Annotated in this window: 13 protein-coding genes and 1 pseudogene; 8 read left to right on the plus strand and 6 right to left on the minus strand. The window is 42.5% G+C overall.

The window, feature by feature from the left end; all coding sequences use genetic code 11:
• Positions 1-246 precede the first annotated feature (246 nt).
• On the plus strand, positions 247-666 hold the full coding sequence (locus tag F0251_RS16715) for a VOC family protein (RefSeq protein WP_061032287.1): 420 nt from the start codon (positions 247-249) through the stop codon (positions 664-666).
• A gap of 95 nt (positions 667-761) precedes the next feature.
• On the opposite strand, the gene F0251_RS16720 is transcribed toward F0251_RS16715, so the two are convergent.
• A complete protein-coding gene (locus tag F0251_RS16720; RefSeq protein WP_171731420.1) occupies positions 762-1661 on the minus strand; it encodes a DMT family transporter in 900 nt (299 codons plus the stop codon).
• A 307-nt stretch (positions 1662-1968) separates the two neighbouring features.
• Between F0251_RS16720 and F0251_RS16725 the strand changes: the two genes are divergently transcribed.
• Positions 1969-3369: an alpha-amylase family protein gene (locus F0251_RS16725; protein ID WP_171731421.1), complete on the plus strand. Its 1401-nt coding sequence runs from the start codon at positions 1969-1971 to the stop codon at positions 3367-3369.
• 105 nt (positions 3370-3474) lie between these two features.
• Here the strand turns inward: F0251_RS16725 and F0251_RS16730 are convergent, their stop codons facing one another.
• The gene (locus F0251_RS16730; RefSeq protein ID WP_171731422.1) at positions 3475-4449 is read right to left on the minus strand and encodes a LysR family transcriptional regulator; all 975 of its coding nucleotides are present in this window, start codon (positions 4447-4449) and stop codon (positions 3475-3477) included.
• Positions 4450-4549: 100 nt separating this feature from the next.
• On the opposite strand from F0251_RS16730, the pseudogene F0251_RS16735 reads away from it, so the two are divergent.
• Positions 4550-5909 (plus strand): annotated as a pseudogene (locus F0251_RS16735) (MATE family efflux transporter).
• A gap of 442 nt (positions 5910-6351) precedes the next feature.
• On the opposite strand, the gene F0251_RS16740 reads toward F0251_RS16735, so the two are convergent.
• Complete coding sequence (locus F0251_RS16740; protein ID WP_171731424.1) at positions 6352-6789, minus strand: Spy/CpxP family protein refolding chaperone; 438 nt, start codon at positions 6787-6789, stop codon at positions 6352-6354.
• 212 nt (positions 6790-7001) lie between these two features.
• Here F0251_RS16740 and F0251_RS16745 point away from each other — a divergent pair, with 212 nt between their 5' ends.
• From F0251_RS16745 to F0251_RS16760, 4 genes are all read left to right on the plus strand, one after another.
• Positions 7002-7247: a hypothetical protein gene (locus tag F0251_RS16745; RefSeq protein ID WP_102424407.1), complete on the plus strand. Its 246-nt coding sequence runs from the start codon at positions 7002-7004 to the stop codon at positions 7245-7247.
• Positions 7248-7540: 293 nt separating this feature from the next.
• Positions 7541-8545 carry a response regulator gene (locus F0251_RS16750; protein ID WP_032498090.1) on the plus strand — a complete coding sequence of 335 codons (1005 nt, stop codon included), beginning with the start codon at positions 7541-7543 and terminating at the stop codon, positions 8543-8545.
• Between the two features lies 1 nt (position 8546).
• Positions 8547-8987, plus strand: coding sequence for a PAS domain-containing protein (locus F0251_RS16755; protein WP_008216396.1), 441 nt, complete (start codon positions 8547-8549; stop codon positions 8985-8987).
• A gap of 788 nt (positions 8988-9775) precedes the next feature.
• Positions 9776-10819, plus strand: a complete 1044-nt coding sequence (locus F0251_RS16760; RefSeq protein WP_061032294.1) for a GMP reductase — start codon at positions 9776-9778, stop codon at positions 10817-10819.
• Between the two features lie 59 nt (positions 10820-10878).
• Here F0251_RS16760 and F0251_RS16765 read toward each other — a convergent pair whose 3' ends face one another.
• Together F0251_RS16765 and F0251_RS16770 are read right to left on the minus strand one after the other, a co-directional pair.
• Entirely contained in the window at positions 10879-11865 is a 987-nt protein-coding gene (locus F0251_RS16765; RefSeq protein ID WP_171731425.1) for a hypothetical protein, read from the minus strand.
• Positions 11866-12080: 215 nt separating this feature from the next.
• Positions 12081-12404 (minus strand): hypothetical protein, encoded by a 324-nt coding sequence (locus F0251_RS16770; protein ID WP_171731426.1) that lies wholly within the window; start codon positions 12402-12404, stop codon positions 12081-12083.
• Between the two features lie 452 nt (positions 12405-12856).
• Here F0251_RS16770 and F0251_RS16775 point away from each other — a divergent pair, with 452 nt between their 5' ends.
• On the plus strand, positions 12857-13828 hold the full coding sequence (locus F0251_RS16775; RefSeq protein WP_105058353.1) for a hypothetical protein: 972 nt from the start codon (positions 12857-12859) through the stop codon (positions 13826-13828).
• A gap of 446 nt (positions 13829-14274) precedes the next feature.
• Here F0251_RS16775 and F0251_RS16780 read toward each other — a convergent pair whose 3' ends face one another.
• Positions 14275-14949 (minus strand): glutathione S-transferase family protein, encoded by a 675-nt coding sequence (locus F0251_RS16780; RefSeq protein WP_105058352.1) that lies wholly within the window; start codon positions 14947-14949, stop codon positions 14275-14277.
• Positions 14950-15096: the final 147 nt, after the last annotated feature.

The raw sequence follows: 15096 nt of genomic DNA on the forward strand, positions 1-15096 counted from the left end.
ATTGAACAGGAAACTTGGTTTCTTATCCAAATTTGAGGGAATCTAGTAGGTTTATTTTTCTCTTGAAGTAGAGGCCAGTTATCTGGTTTGAGGTCGTCTAAACTTAAAGTTTGTATTTCAGAAAATATGACAGTTTGGGCTCTAAAAACGTTCTCGAAATAAATGCAAATTAGTGCTTTACCTCAACTTAACTTGAGGTATTAGGATATGCAACGTTGCTTACGAGAATACTTTAAGGAGAGAAGAATGATCCAACTTGAACATGTAAATTTAGTCGTTAAAGACATCCCAGAAATGCTGACTTTCTACAAAGCGGCGTTCCCTCATTGGTATGTTCGTGACGAAGGTAAGGGCGAATGGTCAGGTAAGCCACGTAACTGGTTACACTTCGGAGATGAGTATCAGTATATCGCAATGAGTGATCATGGTGAGGGTGAGAATCGAGATTTAGATGGTCACTCTGTTGGTCTAGCACACTTCGCCTATGTTACCAATAATATCGAAAGCGTAACTCAACGTCTTATCGATGCGGGCTTCCCGATTGCTAAACCCGGCGCTGAAGAACCTTATCGAAAAAATGTCTACTTTGTAGATCCGGCTGGCTTTGAAATCGAGTTCGTTGAATATCTGAGTGATGATCCTAAGCTGAGAAATGCTACAAGTTAGCAGAATCGTTAGGTAGGAAAACTGAAAAAGGCATTGTGGAACACTCCGCAATGCCTTTTTAGATTGATTAGCTAACTATTCTTTCGCTCGGTGTTTTACTTAGCTTTGAACGGCACCAATAGCTGTTTCCCAAACACATTAATAAGCGCGCCAGTGACAATCAGACCACCACCAAGATATGTCCATATTGATGGGATCTCATTGAAGATCCATACGCCTAACAATGCAGAGAAGACGATTTGAACGTAAGAGTAAGCCGAAGCTTTTCCTGCTGCTTGAGTTTGCATTGCCTTGGTTAAACCGTATTGACCAATTTGAGTGAATACCCCAACCAAAACCAACATCACGGTTAAGAATAGGCTTGGCATTACAAAGTCGTTCCAAATAAGCGCTGTCGATATCGGTAAAGCTACTAATGGGAAGTAGAAGATGATGACAGAGCTGTCTTCTGTTTGGCTCAGCTTTCGGACAATCACATAAGCAATTGAGCTACCAAACGCTCCAAGTAATGCCACCAGAATACTGAATAACGGCAAATCGCTGCTTACGTTACTGTTCATACTTGGTTGTACCATCACCAATAAGCCCGCTAGACAGAACGCAATGCAAATCATAGTCGATTTTTGGACACGTTCTTTGAGGAATAACACGCCAAGCAAGGCAGTAAATACGGGGTGTACGTATTGTAGAATGGTTGCTTCTGCTAGCGGTAACGTAGTAACTGCGTAGTACACACACATCAGCGCCGCAGTGCCGACTGCACCTCGAACAAACAATAGGGGTTTGTTGTTACCCCAGACAGAAATGCCTTTTCGTTTTACGTCGATGTAGCTGATGATCAATGATACCAATGCCCTTGCTGCAACGATCTCAAATACAGGTATGCCGTAGTTGCTAATGTATTTCACACAAGCTGACATGAGTGCGAACCCAAAAGCGGAGAGGAGCATGAATCGAACCCCAACAGGGATCATTGAAAAAGAGAAAGAAGGCATAAAAATATCAATCGGTTGAGGGAGAAGGAATCATAGCTTAGTTTAGGAGAGGCAACCAAAGTCTTTGTCTTTTTCTCGTCAACTTGATTCAATTAATTCTCATTTCTGCTCTTTTAAGTATTACGGATACATCAATCTACCGCCAAACTTACATCACATTTTGCCTCGCATAACATCGGTTATAGCTCAATTTTATAAAATCAACATCAACAGAAAGTGACGCTAATCCAACTCTGATTTATCGGGCATTTTAATTGTCCTTATCACTCATATCATTCCTGTGAATTTGTAATGAGAGATATGTTCTATGAAACCAATAAATACCTTACTCATATCCACACTTGCGCTTTGCTCTTTTAGTTCAGCGACTTATGCCGATACCATTTTGCATGCATTTAACTGGAAATATTCAGATGTGACAGCCAATGCTAATCAAATCGCCGAAGCTGGTTACAAGAAAGTACTGGTTGCTCCGGCAATGAAATCTAGTGGGACCCAATGGTGGGCGCGTTATCAACCACAAGATCTACGCACGATTGATTCTCCATTGGGGAATAAACAAGATTTAGCGGCAATGATTGCTGCGCTGAAAAGCGTCGGTGTTGATGTTTACGCAGATGTCGTACTTAACCATATGGCGAATGAAAGCTGGAAGCGAAGTGACTTAAACTACCCTGGTACAGAAGTTCTAAACGAGTATGCCAGCCGCTCAAGCTACTATGCTGACCAGACTCTTTTTGGCAACTTAGCGCAAGGTTTTGTTTCGGCTAACGATTTCCATGCTGCAGGCTGTATTACAAACTGGAACGATCCGGGACATGTTCAATACTGGCGTTTGTGTGGTGCTGATGGCGATACTGGGCTACCCGATCTCGACCCAAACAACTGGGTAGTGTCACAGCAACGTTTGTATTTGAAGGCGCTAAAAGAGATGGGCATCAAGGGCTTCCGCATTGATGCGGTGAAACACATGAGCCAGTACCAAATCGACCAAGTATTTACGCCTGAAATCACATCGAACATGCATGTGTTTGGTGAGGTGATTACCAGTGGTGGGGCAGGGAACAGTGGTTATGAGTCTTTCTTAGCCCCTTACTTAAACAACACCAACCACTCAGCGTACGATTTCCCGTTGTTTGCTTCGATTCGAGCAGCTTTTTCTATGGGCGGCGGATTAAACCAATTGCACGATCCACAAGCTTACGGTCAAGCATTGGATGATAGCCGTGCCATTACCTTTACTATCACACATGACATTCCAACCAACGACGGCTTCCGTTACCAAATTATGGACCCGCAAGATGAGCAGCTTGCTTATGCGTATATCCTTGGTAAAGATGGAGGCACGCCGCTGATCTACAGTGATGATCTTCCTGATTCTGAAGACAAGGATAGTGGTCGTTGGGGTAATGTGTGGAACAGTTCGATAATGAAAAACATGTTGAGCTTTCATAATGCGATGCAAGGTAAAACAATGACCATGATTTCAAGTGACCAGTGCACCTTGTTGTTCAAGCGTGGCAAAGAAGGGGTCGTTGGGATAAACAAGTGTGGAGAGACGCGTGGTGTGACCGTTGATACTTACCAACACGAGTTCAATTGGCATGTTCAATACAAAGACGTATTAAGCAGCGCGACAGAAACTATTTCTTCTCGCTATCATACGTTTAACCTGCCACCACGCAGTGCGCGTATGTTTAAGTTGTAAGTGCTGTCGAGTTAAGCCACTTAGCCCATTAAACGAAGAGCGATGACTTCATTAGTATAAGCCGCAGCACATGTTGCGGCTTATTCATTTGGCGTAAGCTCGTGTTCAGTGCTGGTCTTCAATCACTCCTGACCAATGATTTTGCTCGGAGAGTGCTTTCAACAATTCGATCTCTTTCGCTGTCTCTATTTTAAGCCAATCAATTAAACCACTGATCACAGGCGAGTGGGTGCGCTGGTGGATGAAATAGGTCCACGCACTGTTTTGGATCTTGGCATGCTCTGGGCAATATAAGAAACCGCGCTGCAGATCCTGTAAAACCAAAAGCAAATCCGTCACCGTGACGCCTTCACCAGATAAGCACGCACTGAGTGCCATATCCAAAGACAAGAAACTGGTATTTCTGACGGGCTTTTTCGGTGGCGATTCAACATCGGCTAGCCATACTTTCCAATCATGATGATCTAAGGTTGGGTGCAGCCTCGGCATGGTTAAGATCGAATCGAGGTTGGTATCTTTCTTAGTCAAACCAACAGCATTCGTTAAGCTCGTAGAGCAGACTGGAGCCATGAACTCTTCACGCAAGAAAGTGATGTCAGGCGCGTTGTCATAGCGTTTTTTGAATCGAGTGTGGAAGATCAACAGGTCGTATTCGCTGCTGTTGATTGCTTCATCTTCTTCAATCACAGGGACGATCACGATCTCGTAATCTGGGTAACGCTCGTTTAATTCACGAACTTTGGAGATCAACACGCGCGTAGCGAAGCTCAAGGTTGCCTTTATCACTATGCGCTTCTGCTTCGGTTCACTCCAGGAAGCGATAACCGATTCGATATTGCCGTAGCTTTCTCGCAAAGCGACATACAAATCATGACCTTGCACCGTTAATTCAATGGCTCGATGCTTACGAATGATCAGCGATGCGTTCAGCTCATCTTCAAGCTGTTTGATCTGACGGCTGATTGCACTCTGTGTCACGTTGAGCTCATCGGCGGCAAGTGTAAAGCTCATCAGTCTTGCTGCTGCTTCAAAGGCTTTTAAGCCATTATGTGAGGAAGGCAGACTAGGATATGGGGTCATAATTCATTCGCATGAGTTTTTGGAATGTTAGAGTCGCAAATTTATCAATTGAACGCTAGTCCCATCGATCGTATTTTGGGCGAAATTAACTGAGGCGCTCATGAAAAAAATACTGACTCTTGCATTCCCTTTGATCATTTCACAGCTGATATCCATGGCTTTAGTCCTTACTGATGTTTGGATGATGTCGCGAATCAGCGTGTCAGCCCTTGCTGCTGGTGGCTTAGGCGCGTCTATCTACTTTTTTATCTTCATTATTGCGAGCAGTACAGTTGGTTGTGTGGCAAACCTGATCGCTATTGCTTATGGTCAACGAGTCGCTCGCCCTGAATTTGGTAATAGCCAAATTAGGTTGGCTGTGAAAGGCGCAACCATGCTGGCGTTTGTACTTAGTGCACTTTTAATGACAAGCTTTTGGTTAGCACCTTTGGTGTTAGAAGCTGCCAAGCAACCACAGGAAGTGATTACCTTAGCGATGGAGTATGTGCATGCTCTAAAATGGGTGATGTTGCCTTCGCTTATTTTATTGGTGCTGCGCGGCTTAACCAGTGCGTTTGGTAATGTGCGCTCTATTCTAGTGATGTCGATTATCACTGTGATCTTAAATGTGCCAGTGAGTTACTTCCTTACGTTCCAGTTAGATATGGGCTTAACAGGCTTGGGCTTAGGTACGGCTATTGCGGCATTCATTGTAATGATTGGATACACGGTTTGGGTGTTTAAACGTGACGAATTCAAACCGTTCGCCCCTTGGCTCCATACCGAAGAGTATTCCATCAAGCTGATGAGCCCGTTGTTGTTAATGGGTTTACCTATCGCCTTGGCGGCGTTACTTGAACATGGCTTGATTTACGGCGGCACCTTAATGGCAGGGACGATCAGCATAGCCTCTCTGGCGCTTCATCAAATCCTGCTGCAATGCTTAAGCTTTACTTGGAACTTCAACTTCGGTTTCTCGCAAGCTGCGGCAATTTTGGTTGGCCGTGATTATGGCGCAGGCAACTATGAAGGCATCAAAAGAACCTCGATTCAAAGCTTTATATTAGTGTCAGTGTTGAGTGTCGCTTTGTCTGCCGTGTTCATCATATGGCCTGAGATGATCGCTTCTATCTTCAAGCTAGACGACGGCATTGGCGCAATGACATCGCTATTGGCTTCAGTGATCTGGGTCGTCGCTCTGTGCTTTATTGTTGATGCTTGGCAACTGTTGGCGATTAACCTGCTAAGAGGGATGAAGATTGTCTCTATGCCAACGGTGATGACTGCCATTGGTTACTGGATGTTTGGCCTGCCTGCTGCCTGCTGCTTGGTACTTGATGCCAAAATTCGAGCTAGCAGGGATCTGGGCTGGGATCGGCGTTGGCTTAGGTGTGACAGGTATTCTATTGCTCATTCATTTGATGGTCGTGCTTAATAAGAACAGCAAGGCTCCTGATGTAGGTTGTTCTGCTTATTCTTAAGCTTTTTAGTAATATGTTACTCATAATAGAAAGCCACAGATTAAAACTGTGGCTTTTGTTTGTCTGGGGCGTGTTGATTTTTCGTGGTTAAATTTTGTTCGGATGGGGACGCCTAGTCAAAAGCGTTTTAATCGCGGCGAGGGAGAAGTCGCCTAGTCATTCTAAGCAAATCTCCCTCAACAAAGAGTAAAACGCTTTTTGCGGGGGCGCCCAGCTCGAACCCTCTGGGCAGCGTTTACTGGTCATTTCTACTGCGTTATCAGCTTCTCATGTAGGCTAGCTACACATCAAAGCCTCTGCCTTGTATAAATACCCAGTAACTCGCTGCAAAAATCAGATCGAAAGATCAACACGACCTCACTGATTCATGGGGGAGTGAATCAATATCAGGAATCAGGAATCAGGGAGCGGCTATGAATAGTCATGCTCAACCGTTGTGTGCTCACTGTCCACCAGAGAGCGCAGACTTCATCATGGTTTTGAACTGCTCTTTTTGCTCTTCAGTTAACACGTTGTAGATGTTGTTCTTAAGACGCATCTCTTGCATCACCATCGACTTCTCGGTCGCTTGAACCGTATCAATGACCTTTTCCATCTCAGCTTCATTGAAGTCAGGCTGAGTCACTAGGGCGACCTGCTTTTTCTTAAGTTCTATCGCGCTATTCATATCAATCTTTGTTCGATCAGATTGATAGTCTTCAATAAGAGAGATGACTTCCGCATGTTGCTCTTCACTTAGGTTTAAAGAAGCAATAACCATTTGCAATGGGCTCACTGCTGGTTGTGGCGGTTGTTGTGGTGATGAAGCACTCACAAACGGAGCGGTAACGAGTAAAGCTGAAGCAGTTAATACACAAAGCGACTTTTTCAGTGATTTCATTGAGTTTCTCCTGTTAGTGGAAACATGAGTATAGGTGAGTAAGCTGAACTCGATATGAACATGTTGTTCAGTTTAATTTGCCGAGTTCATTGCGTTCACTTACTTGCGCTCGTCTAAGCACAGAGCGACTTAGACCTTGGTCTTACAGAAACCGAGCTAAAAGGTGACTAGAATGATTTGAGTCGCTCACCGTTATATCAAGGAATATACAAATGGAAGTTGGATTGTTCTGGGCTGAGAAGGGAATGTTAGTACTTGGTGCATTGTTTGTCTTAACGAGTGTGATGCAGTATGGAAAACGCAGTAGTGATTGGAAAGGCGTGATCACTATGTTTTATAAACGTATTCCAATGAGCGTTGCAGAGTATAAGTGGTATCGCTTGGGCATTGCATTATTGGTGTTTGCGGTGATCATTCGCTTCGCGCTGCTTATCCTATGGCCGAGCTATCAGCTGTAAACCGTCGTCATTGCGCAAGGTCATCGAAACTTAACCATCAGTATTGAGCTTTAATAAACTTCGTTGTTAAGGCTCTCACTTCATAAAATAATGCTGTTATGTTCACTAAAGATAGTTGTTATAGCCCTTGTAGCATATTGTTTTTTAGGAAAAATCACTCAAAATAATCGCTCAACTGTCCGTCTTATCATTCTTATTAATAATCGACATATAAATCTATTCACCCCGTACCTGATACCATAATGATCTGTTACACTCGTCCGAATTAGCTTTGATTTATCAGTGGTGCATTTATGTCGTTCCCAGTTCTTATATGTGATGATTCTGCGTTAGCACGGAAGCAGATGGCTCGATCACTGCCTAGTTCTCTAAATGCAGATATAACTTTTGCTGTTCATGGGCTTAATGCACTTGAAGAGTTAGCTCAAAACCAGTTCAAACTGATGTTCCTTGATCTCACCATGCCGGAATTAGATGGCTATGGCACATTGGAAGAGATGCAACGTTTAGGTGACACCACACCCGTTGTGGTTGTTTCTGGCGATATCCAACCAAAAGCGCAGCAGAAGGTCATGGACCTTGGTGCTAAAGCGTTTTTGAAAAAGCCGATTGATAAAGAAGCGTTAAAAGCGATTCTACGTGAGCATGTTGAGCCACCAAAACAGCCTCAACTTATTACGCCAGCACCGCTAGAGTTACCGATTCTGCGCCGACGTGACATCTATATGGAAGTTGCGAACGTTGCGATAGGTCGAGCAGCAGATGCTTTGGCGCGTCATTTCAATGTATTCGTTCACTTACCATTGCCGAACGTGAACATCTTCGAAGTGAGCGAATTGCACATGGCACTTCGTGACTTGGCTGACAACGACCAAGTATCGGGTGTTTGCCAAGGCTTCAGTGGAGAAGGTATTGCCGGTGAAGCGCTCGTCTTGTTAAGTGACTCGAGTGTGAGCGATCTTAAAAAGCTCATGAAGGTTCCGACTGAAAGTGAAGAGCTGGAAGAGTTAGAACTGCTGATGGATGTATCTAACATCCTTGTGGGCTCTTTCCTGAATGGGTTAGGGGAGCAATCTGAGGTTCGATTCTTCCAAAGCTCTCCGGTTCTGCTAGGTCAACATATCTCAATTGACTCTGTTATCGAAAACACGAGTGGTTCGTTCAAGAAGACCATGACCTTTGAAGTCAGTTACAACATTGATGGCACTTCTATTCGCTGTGATCTTCTGTTTATGTTTGTTGATGAGTCTCTGCCTCTTTTAGACAACAAATTAGCCTACCTAATGGAGGAATTTTAATATGCTGAATCTTCCTGCTGAATTTGAACAGTTTCACTGGATGGTAGACATGGTTCAAAACGTCGATATGGGGCTGGTGGTCATCAATCGAGATTTTGAGGTGCAAGTGTGGAACGGTTTCATGACGCACCATAGTGGTAAGCAATCGCACGACGCTATTGGCAAGTCGATCTTTGAACTGTTTCCTGAAATCCCAGAAGAGTGGTTTAGGCTTAAAACAAAACCGGTTTATGACTTAGGCTGTCGTAGCTTTATTACGTGGCAACAAAGACCTTATCTGTTTAAGTGTCGCAACGTGAGGCCAGTAACTCAGCAAGCGGACTTTATGTATCAGAACGTCACGCTTAACCCAATGCGTTCTCCAACTGGACAAGTGACATCATTGTTCTTGTCTATTCAGGATGCGACTGCAGAAGCTCTAATGTCTCAGAAAAAGGCTTGATGTACCTTTTGGTAAAGCTGAATCGTTTCAGAGCCTCAAGCTTAGAAGAGTAGTCTAAACACCAATAAAAATGGTCAAGGTTAATCCCCTTGGCCATTTTTTTATCTGATGATGTAGCAATGATTTCAAACTACAGAAGGCGTTTTGTGTTCGTTAACTTTAGTCGACTTGCTACTTAGCTCTATCAACAGCGGTTTGTGCCCATTGGAATCTCATAAGTAAGCACATCAAACCTGCCATATTTTGTCGATTTCATTCCGCTCATCCAAGTTTCGGACGTACTAATCGAGCTTGCCTTTATACTTTATAAATTTTAGAGGTAATGAAAGAGGGCTGAGATTGGCTCACGAAGTGAAAAAAGTCAGAAAAAAATGAAATTATTTAAGAAAAAATGCATTTTTTGATTAAAGAAAAGTGTGATTTTTATGTGATTAAAGGGCACTTTTTTCACAAATTTGCCTTATCGAAGGTTTTTTAGACGAATTTGAAAGGAAAACGTTTGCGCAATAAACCGACAGCGTTTGCGCGAATGTGTTGTTAAGTTCTTAATTACTAAGAATTTAGTTGAAAACTAGGGGCGGGAGCTTTTACCAGATATGGAATCTTTGAGAGGATAGCACAAAAAAAAATGAAATATCAGACTTGCTGTTAGTAAATCACAGCCTATAATGCTGAAAACCGGAGCGTCTGCCAACGCTCCGGTTTTTTTGTGTCCGAAACTCAGTAAAGCGTCTGCCAACGCTTACCGAAAACGCACGACACGTAATATGATTACAGGACAAATTATCATGCGTATCGAACAAGAACTTAAGTTAGGCTTCAAAGATGTATTATTCCGCCCAAAGCGTTCTACTCTTAAAAGTCGTTCTCAAGTTGAATTAACCCGCGAGTTTACATTCAAGCATAGCGGTCGTCAATGGTCTGGTGTACCAGTAATCGCAGCGAACATGGATTCGGTAGCAAGTTTCGAAATGGCAGCGGCTCTAGCAGAGCACGGTGTAATGACTGCAGTACACAAGCACTACACAGTAGAGCAGTGGGCTGAGTTCGCAAAAACAGCAGACAAGAAAACGCTGAACAACGTATTTGTTTCAACAGGTACATCTGAAGCTGAGTTTGAGAAAACTAAGCAAATCATGGCGCTTAGCGACGAATTCGTATTTATCTGTATTGATATCGCTAACGGCTACTCAGAGCACCTAGTTGAGTACGTGCAAAAAGTACGTGCAGAATTCCCGAACAAAGTCATCTCTGCTGGTAACGTTGTAACGGGTGACATGGTTGAAGAGCTAATCCTAGCAGGTGCTGACATCGTTAAAGTTGGTATCGGCCCAGGTTCAGTTTGTACTACACGTGTTAAAACTGGTGTAGGTTACCCTCAACTTTCTGCAATCATCGAGTGTGGTGATGCTGCTCACGGCCTTGGTGGCATGATCATCGGTGACGGTGGCTGTTCATGTGCGGGTGACGTATCTAAAGCGTTCGGCGGCGGTGCTGACTTCGTAATGCTAGGCGGTATGCTAGCAGGTCACGAAGAGTCAGGCGGTGAAGTTGTTGAGCAAGACGGCAAGCAGTTCATGAAGTTCTACGGCATGTCTTCACAGTCGGCTATGGACAAGCACTCAGGTGGTGTTGCTAAGTACCGTGCTGCAGAAGGTAAAACTGTTTTACTTCCGTTCCGTGGTTCAGTTCACAACACAATTTCTGACATCCTTGGTGGTGTACGTTCAACTTGTACATACGTAGGCGCAGCAAAGCTTAAAGAGCTAACTAAGCGTACTACTTTCATCCGTGTACAAGAGCAAGAGAACAACGTATTCGGTAAAGAGTAATCTGAACGAATTCGAATAGTTTGAAAATCAAGAGCCGCTTTTTAGCGGCTCTTTTTTGTTTATTCAGCTTTAATGCCAAAGTAACTATCTTGAAGTAAATATGGGGTACACATTGCCGGAGCTTGCATTGGTTGGTTCATAGATTGGAAATTGATCGTACGGTTTAGCGGGTCGTCTTTAGGTTTTGAGACTAATGGCATAGACCCAATATTTGTCGTGTCATCGAACAGGTTATGGTAGATGTTTGTGTAGGTACTTTTGTTATCGGATTCATAATAAAAGAATGCATCTTCTTCTGAACGTGAGAATGTAACGTTTTCTAGAGTTAGCCCGTTGATGCGTGAGTCAGCTATCTTATCTACTATGCTGGTTTTCCCATTGTCCCCAGTAGGTTCACCGATAACTGTTATATCAGCTAGTGTAACGTTCGTTAAGGTTGACCTGGATACATTCCTACTAAGCAGAGATAGCGGCGATGACGAGTGGCGGCTTACAAATGCATTCAAAAGCTCTAGGTTGTTAATACTAGAGCGAGAAATACGTGAAGAGAGTAAGTCTTTAATGGCTGCCAATTTTACCCCCACAAGATCAATTGAGACATCTGTAAGCTCTTTGTTATCAAGTGAATAAAACAGCTGGTTGAATGGTGCACCTGTGGTTTCTATGTTTATGAATTTGACGTTTCGCCAATGGTCATCGATGTCAAACAAGTGATCAAAGCTGTTTTCATTATGGATAGAAGTGTTTTTAAATGTGATGTTATTTAAATTTGCCTTGGTTAATTTATATCCTCTTTCACTTTTGAAGTTCAGGTTCGTGATGGCATGGCCATTACCATTAATTACTCCCGATAGGCTTTCAACTAAGGTCGGGGCACTTGTACAATCTAGATTATCGACAATATCGATGTACAGTGGTCTGTTTTTTTCATTGTATATGTCTACTAGCTGATCACAGCTAGTTACAGAATAGTAGCTTTGAGCAAATAGCGTTGGTGAAAAGAGTACTGGTATAGAGGCAGTTAAGAGTGGTAATAAACGTCGCACGTAAATGATTCCTTTAGTTTTTTGTGGAGCATGCGAAGTTAGTTAGTCTTTCGGATGTATGCAACATAATCATATGAATTAGGTTGCAAATATCACAAATATGAATGAATTGTCGATTCAAGTGTTTGGTGTCTAATCGTAGAAGCTGAACCTGAATGAGCTAAGATACGATTAGTAATACCGAATACTAATCGTAGCTTATCAAACAGTCTGGATCAGTTTGCTAACAAGCTTTCCTTCATTCCAATTTCACAACCTACAAATGTCGATTCTGATAGCTCTACATGCAAGTAATAGCGCTCCGGTTGGTTCATCGCCTGTTGGAAAGTGCCAATGCATCTATCTAAACGTTGTGGTTTCTCGTAAGCGCTTTGTCGCCACTCGATGCGAATTCTCTGCCCCGTGTACTTTTCAACGCCACTCAGGCTATGTTGCTCACCACCGAGTTTGAAAGCGGTGACTTGATCAAATAAGAATAATTCGCTGGCTGAAGCTGTGTTGAGCGATAGTAGTGCTAATAATGCGAGTTTAATTTTCATTGGGAGTAGCTCTTTAAAATAACGTTAAGTTGCGCAGTTTTAGATTTTATCTTTCACTTATGGTGTGAGATTTTTAATTAGATATTAATAAATTAGAAATGTTGGATATTTAATGATGGTGATGTTTTGAATTTATTAAAGGGTTTAATATAAACATTGTTTCACTTTTATCAATGTTGAATTTTATTTTCTTTATTTTAATTTCAGTTATTTGGAATGTGAAAGAGATAAATAAAGGTCTATATCTACAGTTGTAACTTTAATTAACACTATCATTAGTTTATTATAGCTCACAGTGTTTTGTATATTTATTGTTTTAATTGTATTTTATTTTTCTTGTATAGTTGATTGTAATCACAGATGGATTTTTTATTTTTTAATTCACGCTTTACTGGGTTGAACTTTTTATCAGGATAAAAGATATTCTCGCCAAAATATGAAGGAAGTAAATAATGAAGAATATCACCCCACTAGTAATGTTATTAATTTCAGCGAGCGCTGCGAGTGAAACCTATATTGTTAGCCCGAATACAAAGCACGGGCTCCCAACCCTGACTGAAGAACCTAATCTGTATCAAGCACCTAGTTTTGACTTTTTCGACTTTAGTGAGGGGTATTTGGCACAGAGGGCTGAAGCCAGTGCCTTGTTACCAATAGCGCTTAATAGCATAGATAGAGTGTGTATTAGTACTACCTTTAGCGAGATAGATAGAGAGGAGCGTTACCCGCAATCCGGTGTTTTGGTCTATACGTATGCGACAAACGCTCAAGGTAAAAAAACGCACAACACTACTATCGGTGACAGAATACCGTTGGCAGAATTATCGCAGCATTGTTTGGACGAATCATCATGGGTTTATGATAATTGGTTGGCAGACAAACGTATCGACTTTACCCCTTATAGCTCAGCGTTCGCATTGATTGAAAATGTCGATGTCGTGGTTGAAGGAGACTTATCTTTGTCTCAAGATCCTGTCGAGTTTGTTGAGCAGTATTTTGATTTCATCACAAAGGTCGGTTTTAACCAGTCTGCAAGTTTCTATCATACGGATGCCATTAGAGAACTCAAATCAATCATTATGGAAGGCCTTCAAAATGGAAATCAGAACGTTCTTGATATCGTGAATATTGCCTTTGGTACCGGAGCTGCTAGAGAAGACATCGCGGTTATGGATGATAAAGTCTTTATGAATACTTTCCTAAATATTCGCAAGATTACTCAAGGCTCCAATATTGCTAAATTATCTTCCTTCACTGTAATTAATGACTTTGATTACCAAGGTCAAAAGTATATTACGGTCGAGAAAAAAGAGCAGTTCGGGGACCGAATCACTACTCAATATGAAATTATTACACTTAAGAGTGAAGGTGAATATTGGATGCTTAATATGTCTGGTGACATAAAAGCTCTTCTTGGTATGTAAGTGCTTTGCTTTTAAGTTCGTGAATTAAAAAAAACACTAATATATAAAGGAAAGTAACAATGAATGCTCGAGTATTATTGACGTCTTTAATTTCATTTATTTCACTACAAGCTGCGGCTTATGACGTGTCATATGTCGCTCGACAGATTCAATGTGGTTAACTGATGGCACATTTAAGAGTTTGTATTACTCCACGTCTACGTCACGATTGCTGATTGACTTTGTTTCTGAGAATGAGATACGCGGTAAGATGAGAGACCGATATTTAACGGGTTCTGGAGAGATTAACTTTGTGGCGAGACCTCAATAGTAAGCCGATTCAGCGTATATGAATTGAACAAAAAAGAGCGGCACGTTAGGCGCTCTTTTTTGTTTGAGTGGTACTTTTGGAATTGGAGGCTACGTAGGGCCTCGTCATTTGCGCTTAGTGATGTTGTTGAGCTCAGTTATTTTGCATAGTTTGAAGGAAACAGCGCTCGCTTCGCTTCTTCATCACGTTCGGTTTTAAACTCAATGTCTTTACCAATCTCGCGGGCACGCAGTGCGGCAGGGCGAGTGTTGATGGCGTTAAACCAGCGCTTCAAGTTCGGGTAAGGTTCTAAGCCTTCTTCACCAAGCACGACAGGCGCTTTATCAATCCAGCCCCATGCGGCTACATCGACAATGGTGTACTCATTCCCGACGATAAATTCACGTCCTTCCATATGTTTTTCTAGCACTTCGTAATGACGCTGCGCTTCACGCAGGTAACGGTTTACCGCGTAGTCTAGGCCTGCTGGTGCGGCATGGCGGAAGTGAACCGATTGGCCAGAGTATGGGCCAAGGCCACTCGCAATAAACATCATCCAAGAGAGCAGCTCAGCTCTGTCTTCTGGCTGACCACCAAGCTTGCCTGTTTTCTCTGAGAGATACAGAAGGATAGCGTTCGAATCGAACACGCGTTGTCCTTCGTTTTCAATGGCGGGTGTTTTTCCGTTCGGGTTGATTAAGCGATATTCCGGCGTGTGTTGTTCGCCTTTTAAGGTATCAACTGGAACGAGTTCAAAATCTAGGCCTGTCTCTTCTAGAAACAGAGCGATCTTCATTGGGTTTGGGGTTTGGTGAAAATAGAATTTAAGCATGGGTAACTCCTTGTATTGGTAATTCATTAAAACACCGCTTGAACGATCGTTCAATAATTGATTTTAATTTCTCTGTGAATCTTCAATTTTGTATTTGAAGCCCATGTGTTTAGAACTTCGTTCTCAGAGAGAAATTCAAAATCGATT

Origin of the sequence: Vibrio sp. 070316B, assembly GCF_013114115.1 — a bacterium.
Classification (GTDB): domain Bacteria; phylum Pseudomonadota; class Gammaproteobacteria; order Enterobacterales; family Vibrionaceae; genus Vibrio; species Vibrio chagasii_B.

Excerpts from the sequence above, each read along its gene's own strand:
- F0251_RS16715 (WP_061032287.1), top strand. The coding sequence starts at position 247 with ATGATCCAACTTGAACATGTAAATTTAGTCGTTAAAGACATCCCAGAA.
- F0251_RS16720 (WP_171731420.1), bottom strand. The coding sequence starts at position 1,661 with ATGCCTTCTTTCTCTTTTTCAATGATCCCTGTTGGGGTTCGATTCATG.
- F0251_RS16725 (WP_171731421.1), top strand. The coding sequence starts at position 1,969 with ATGAAACCAATAAATACCTTACTCATATCCACACTTGCGCTTTGCTCT.
- F0251_RS16730 (WP_171731422.1), bottom strand. The coding sequence starts at position 4,449 with ATGACCCCATATCCTAGTCTGCCTTCCTCACATAATGGCTTAAAAGCC.
- F0251_RS16740 (WP_171731424.1), bottom strand. The coding sequence starts at position 6,789 with ATGAAATCACTGAAAAAGTCGCTTTGTGTATTAACTGCTTCAGCTTTA.
- F0251_RS16745 (WP_102424407.1), top strand. The coding sequence starts at position 7,002 with ATGGAAGTTGGATTGTTCTGGGCTGAGAAGGGAATGTTAGTACTTGGT.
- F0251_RS16750 (WP_032498090.1), top strand. The coding sequence starts at position 7,541 with ATGTCGTTCCCAGTTCTTATATGTGATGATTCTGCGTTAGCACGGAAG.
- F0251_RS16755 (WP_008216396.1), top strand. The coding sequence starts at position 8,547 with ATGCTGAATCTTCCTGCTGAATTTGAACAGTTTCACTGGATGGTAGAC.
- F0251_RS16760 (WP_061032294.1), top strand. The coding sequence starts at position 9,776 with ATGCGTATCGAACAAGAACTTAAGTTAGGCTTCAAAGATGTATTATTC.
- F0251_RS16770 (WP_171731426.1), bottom strand. The coding sequence starts at position 12,404 with ATGAAAATTAAACTCGCATTATTAGCACTACTATCGCTCAACACAGCT.
- F0251_RS16775 (WP_105058353.1), top strand. The coding sequence starts at position 12,857 with ATGAAGAATATCACCCCACTAGTAATGTTATTAATTTCAGCGAGCGCT.
- F0251_RS16780 (WP_105058352.1), bottom strand. The coding sequence starts at position 14,949 with ATGCTTAAATTCTATTTTCACCAAACCCCAAACCCAATGAAGATCGCT.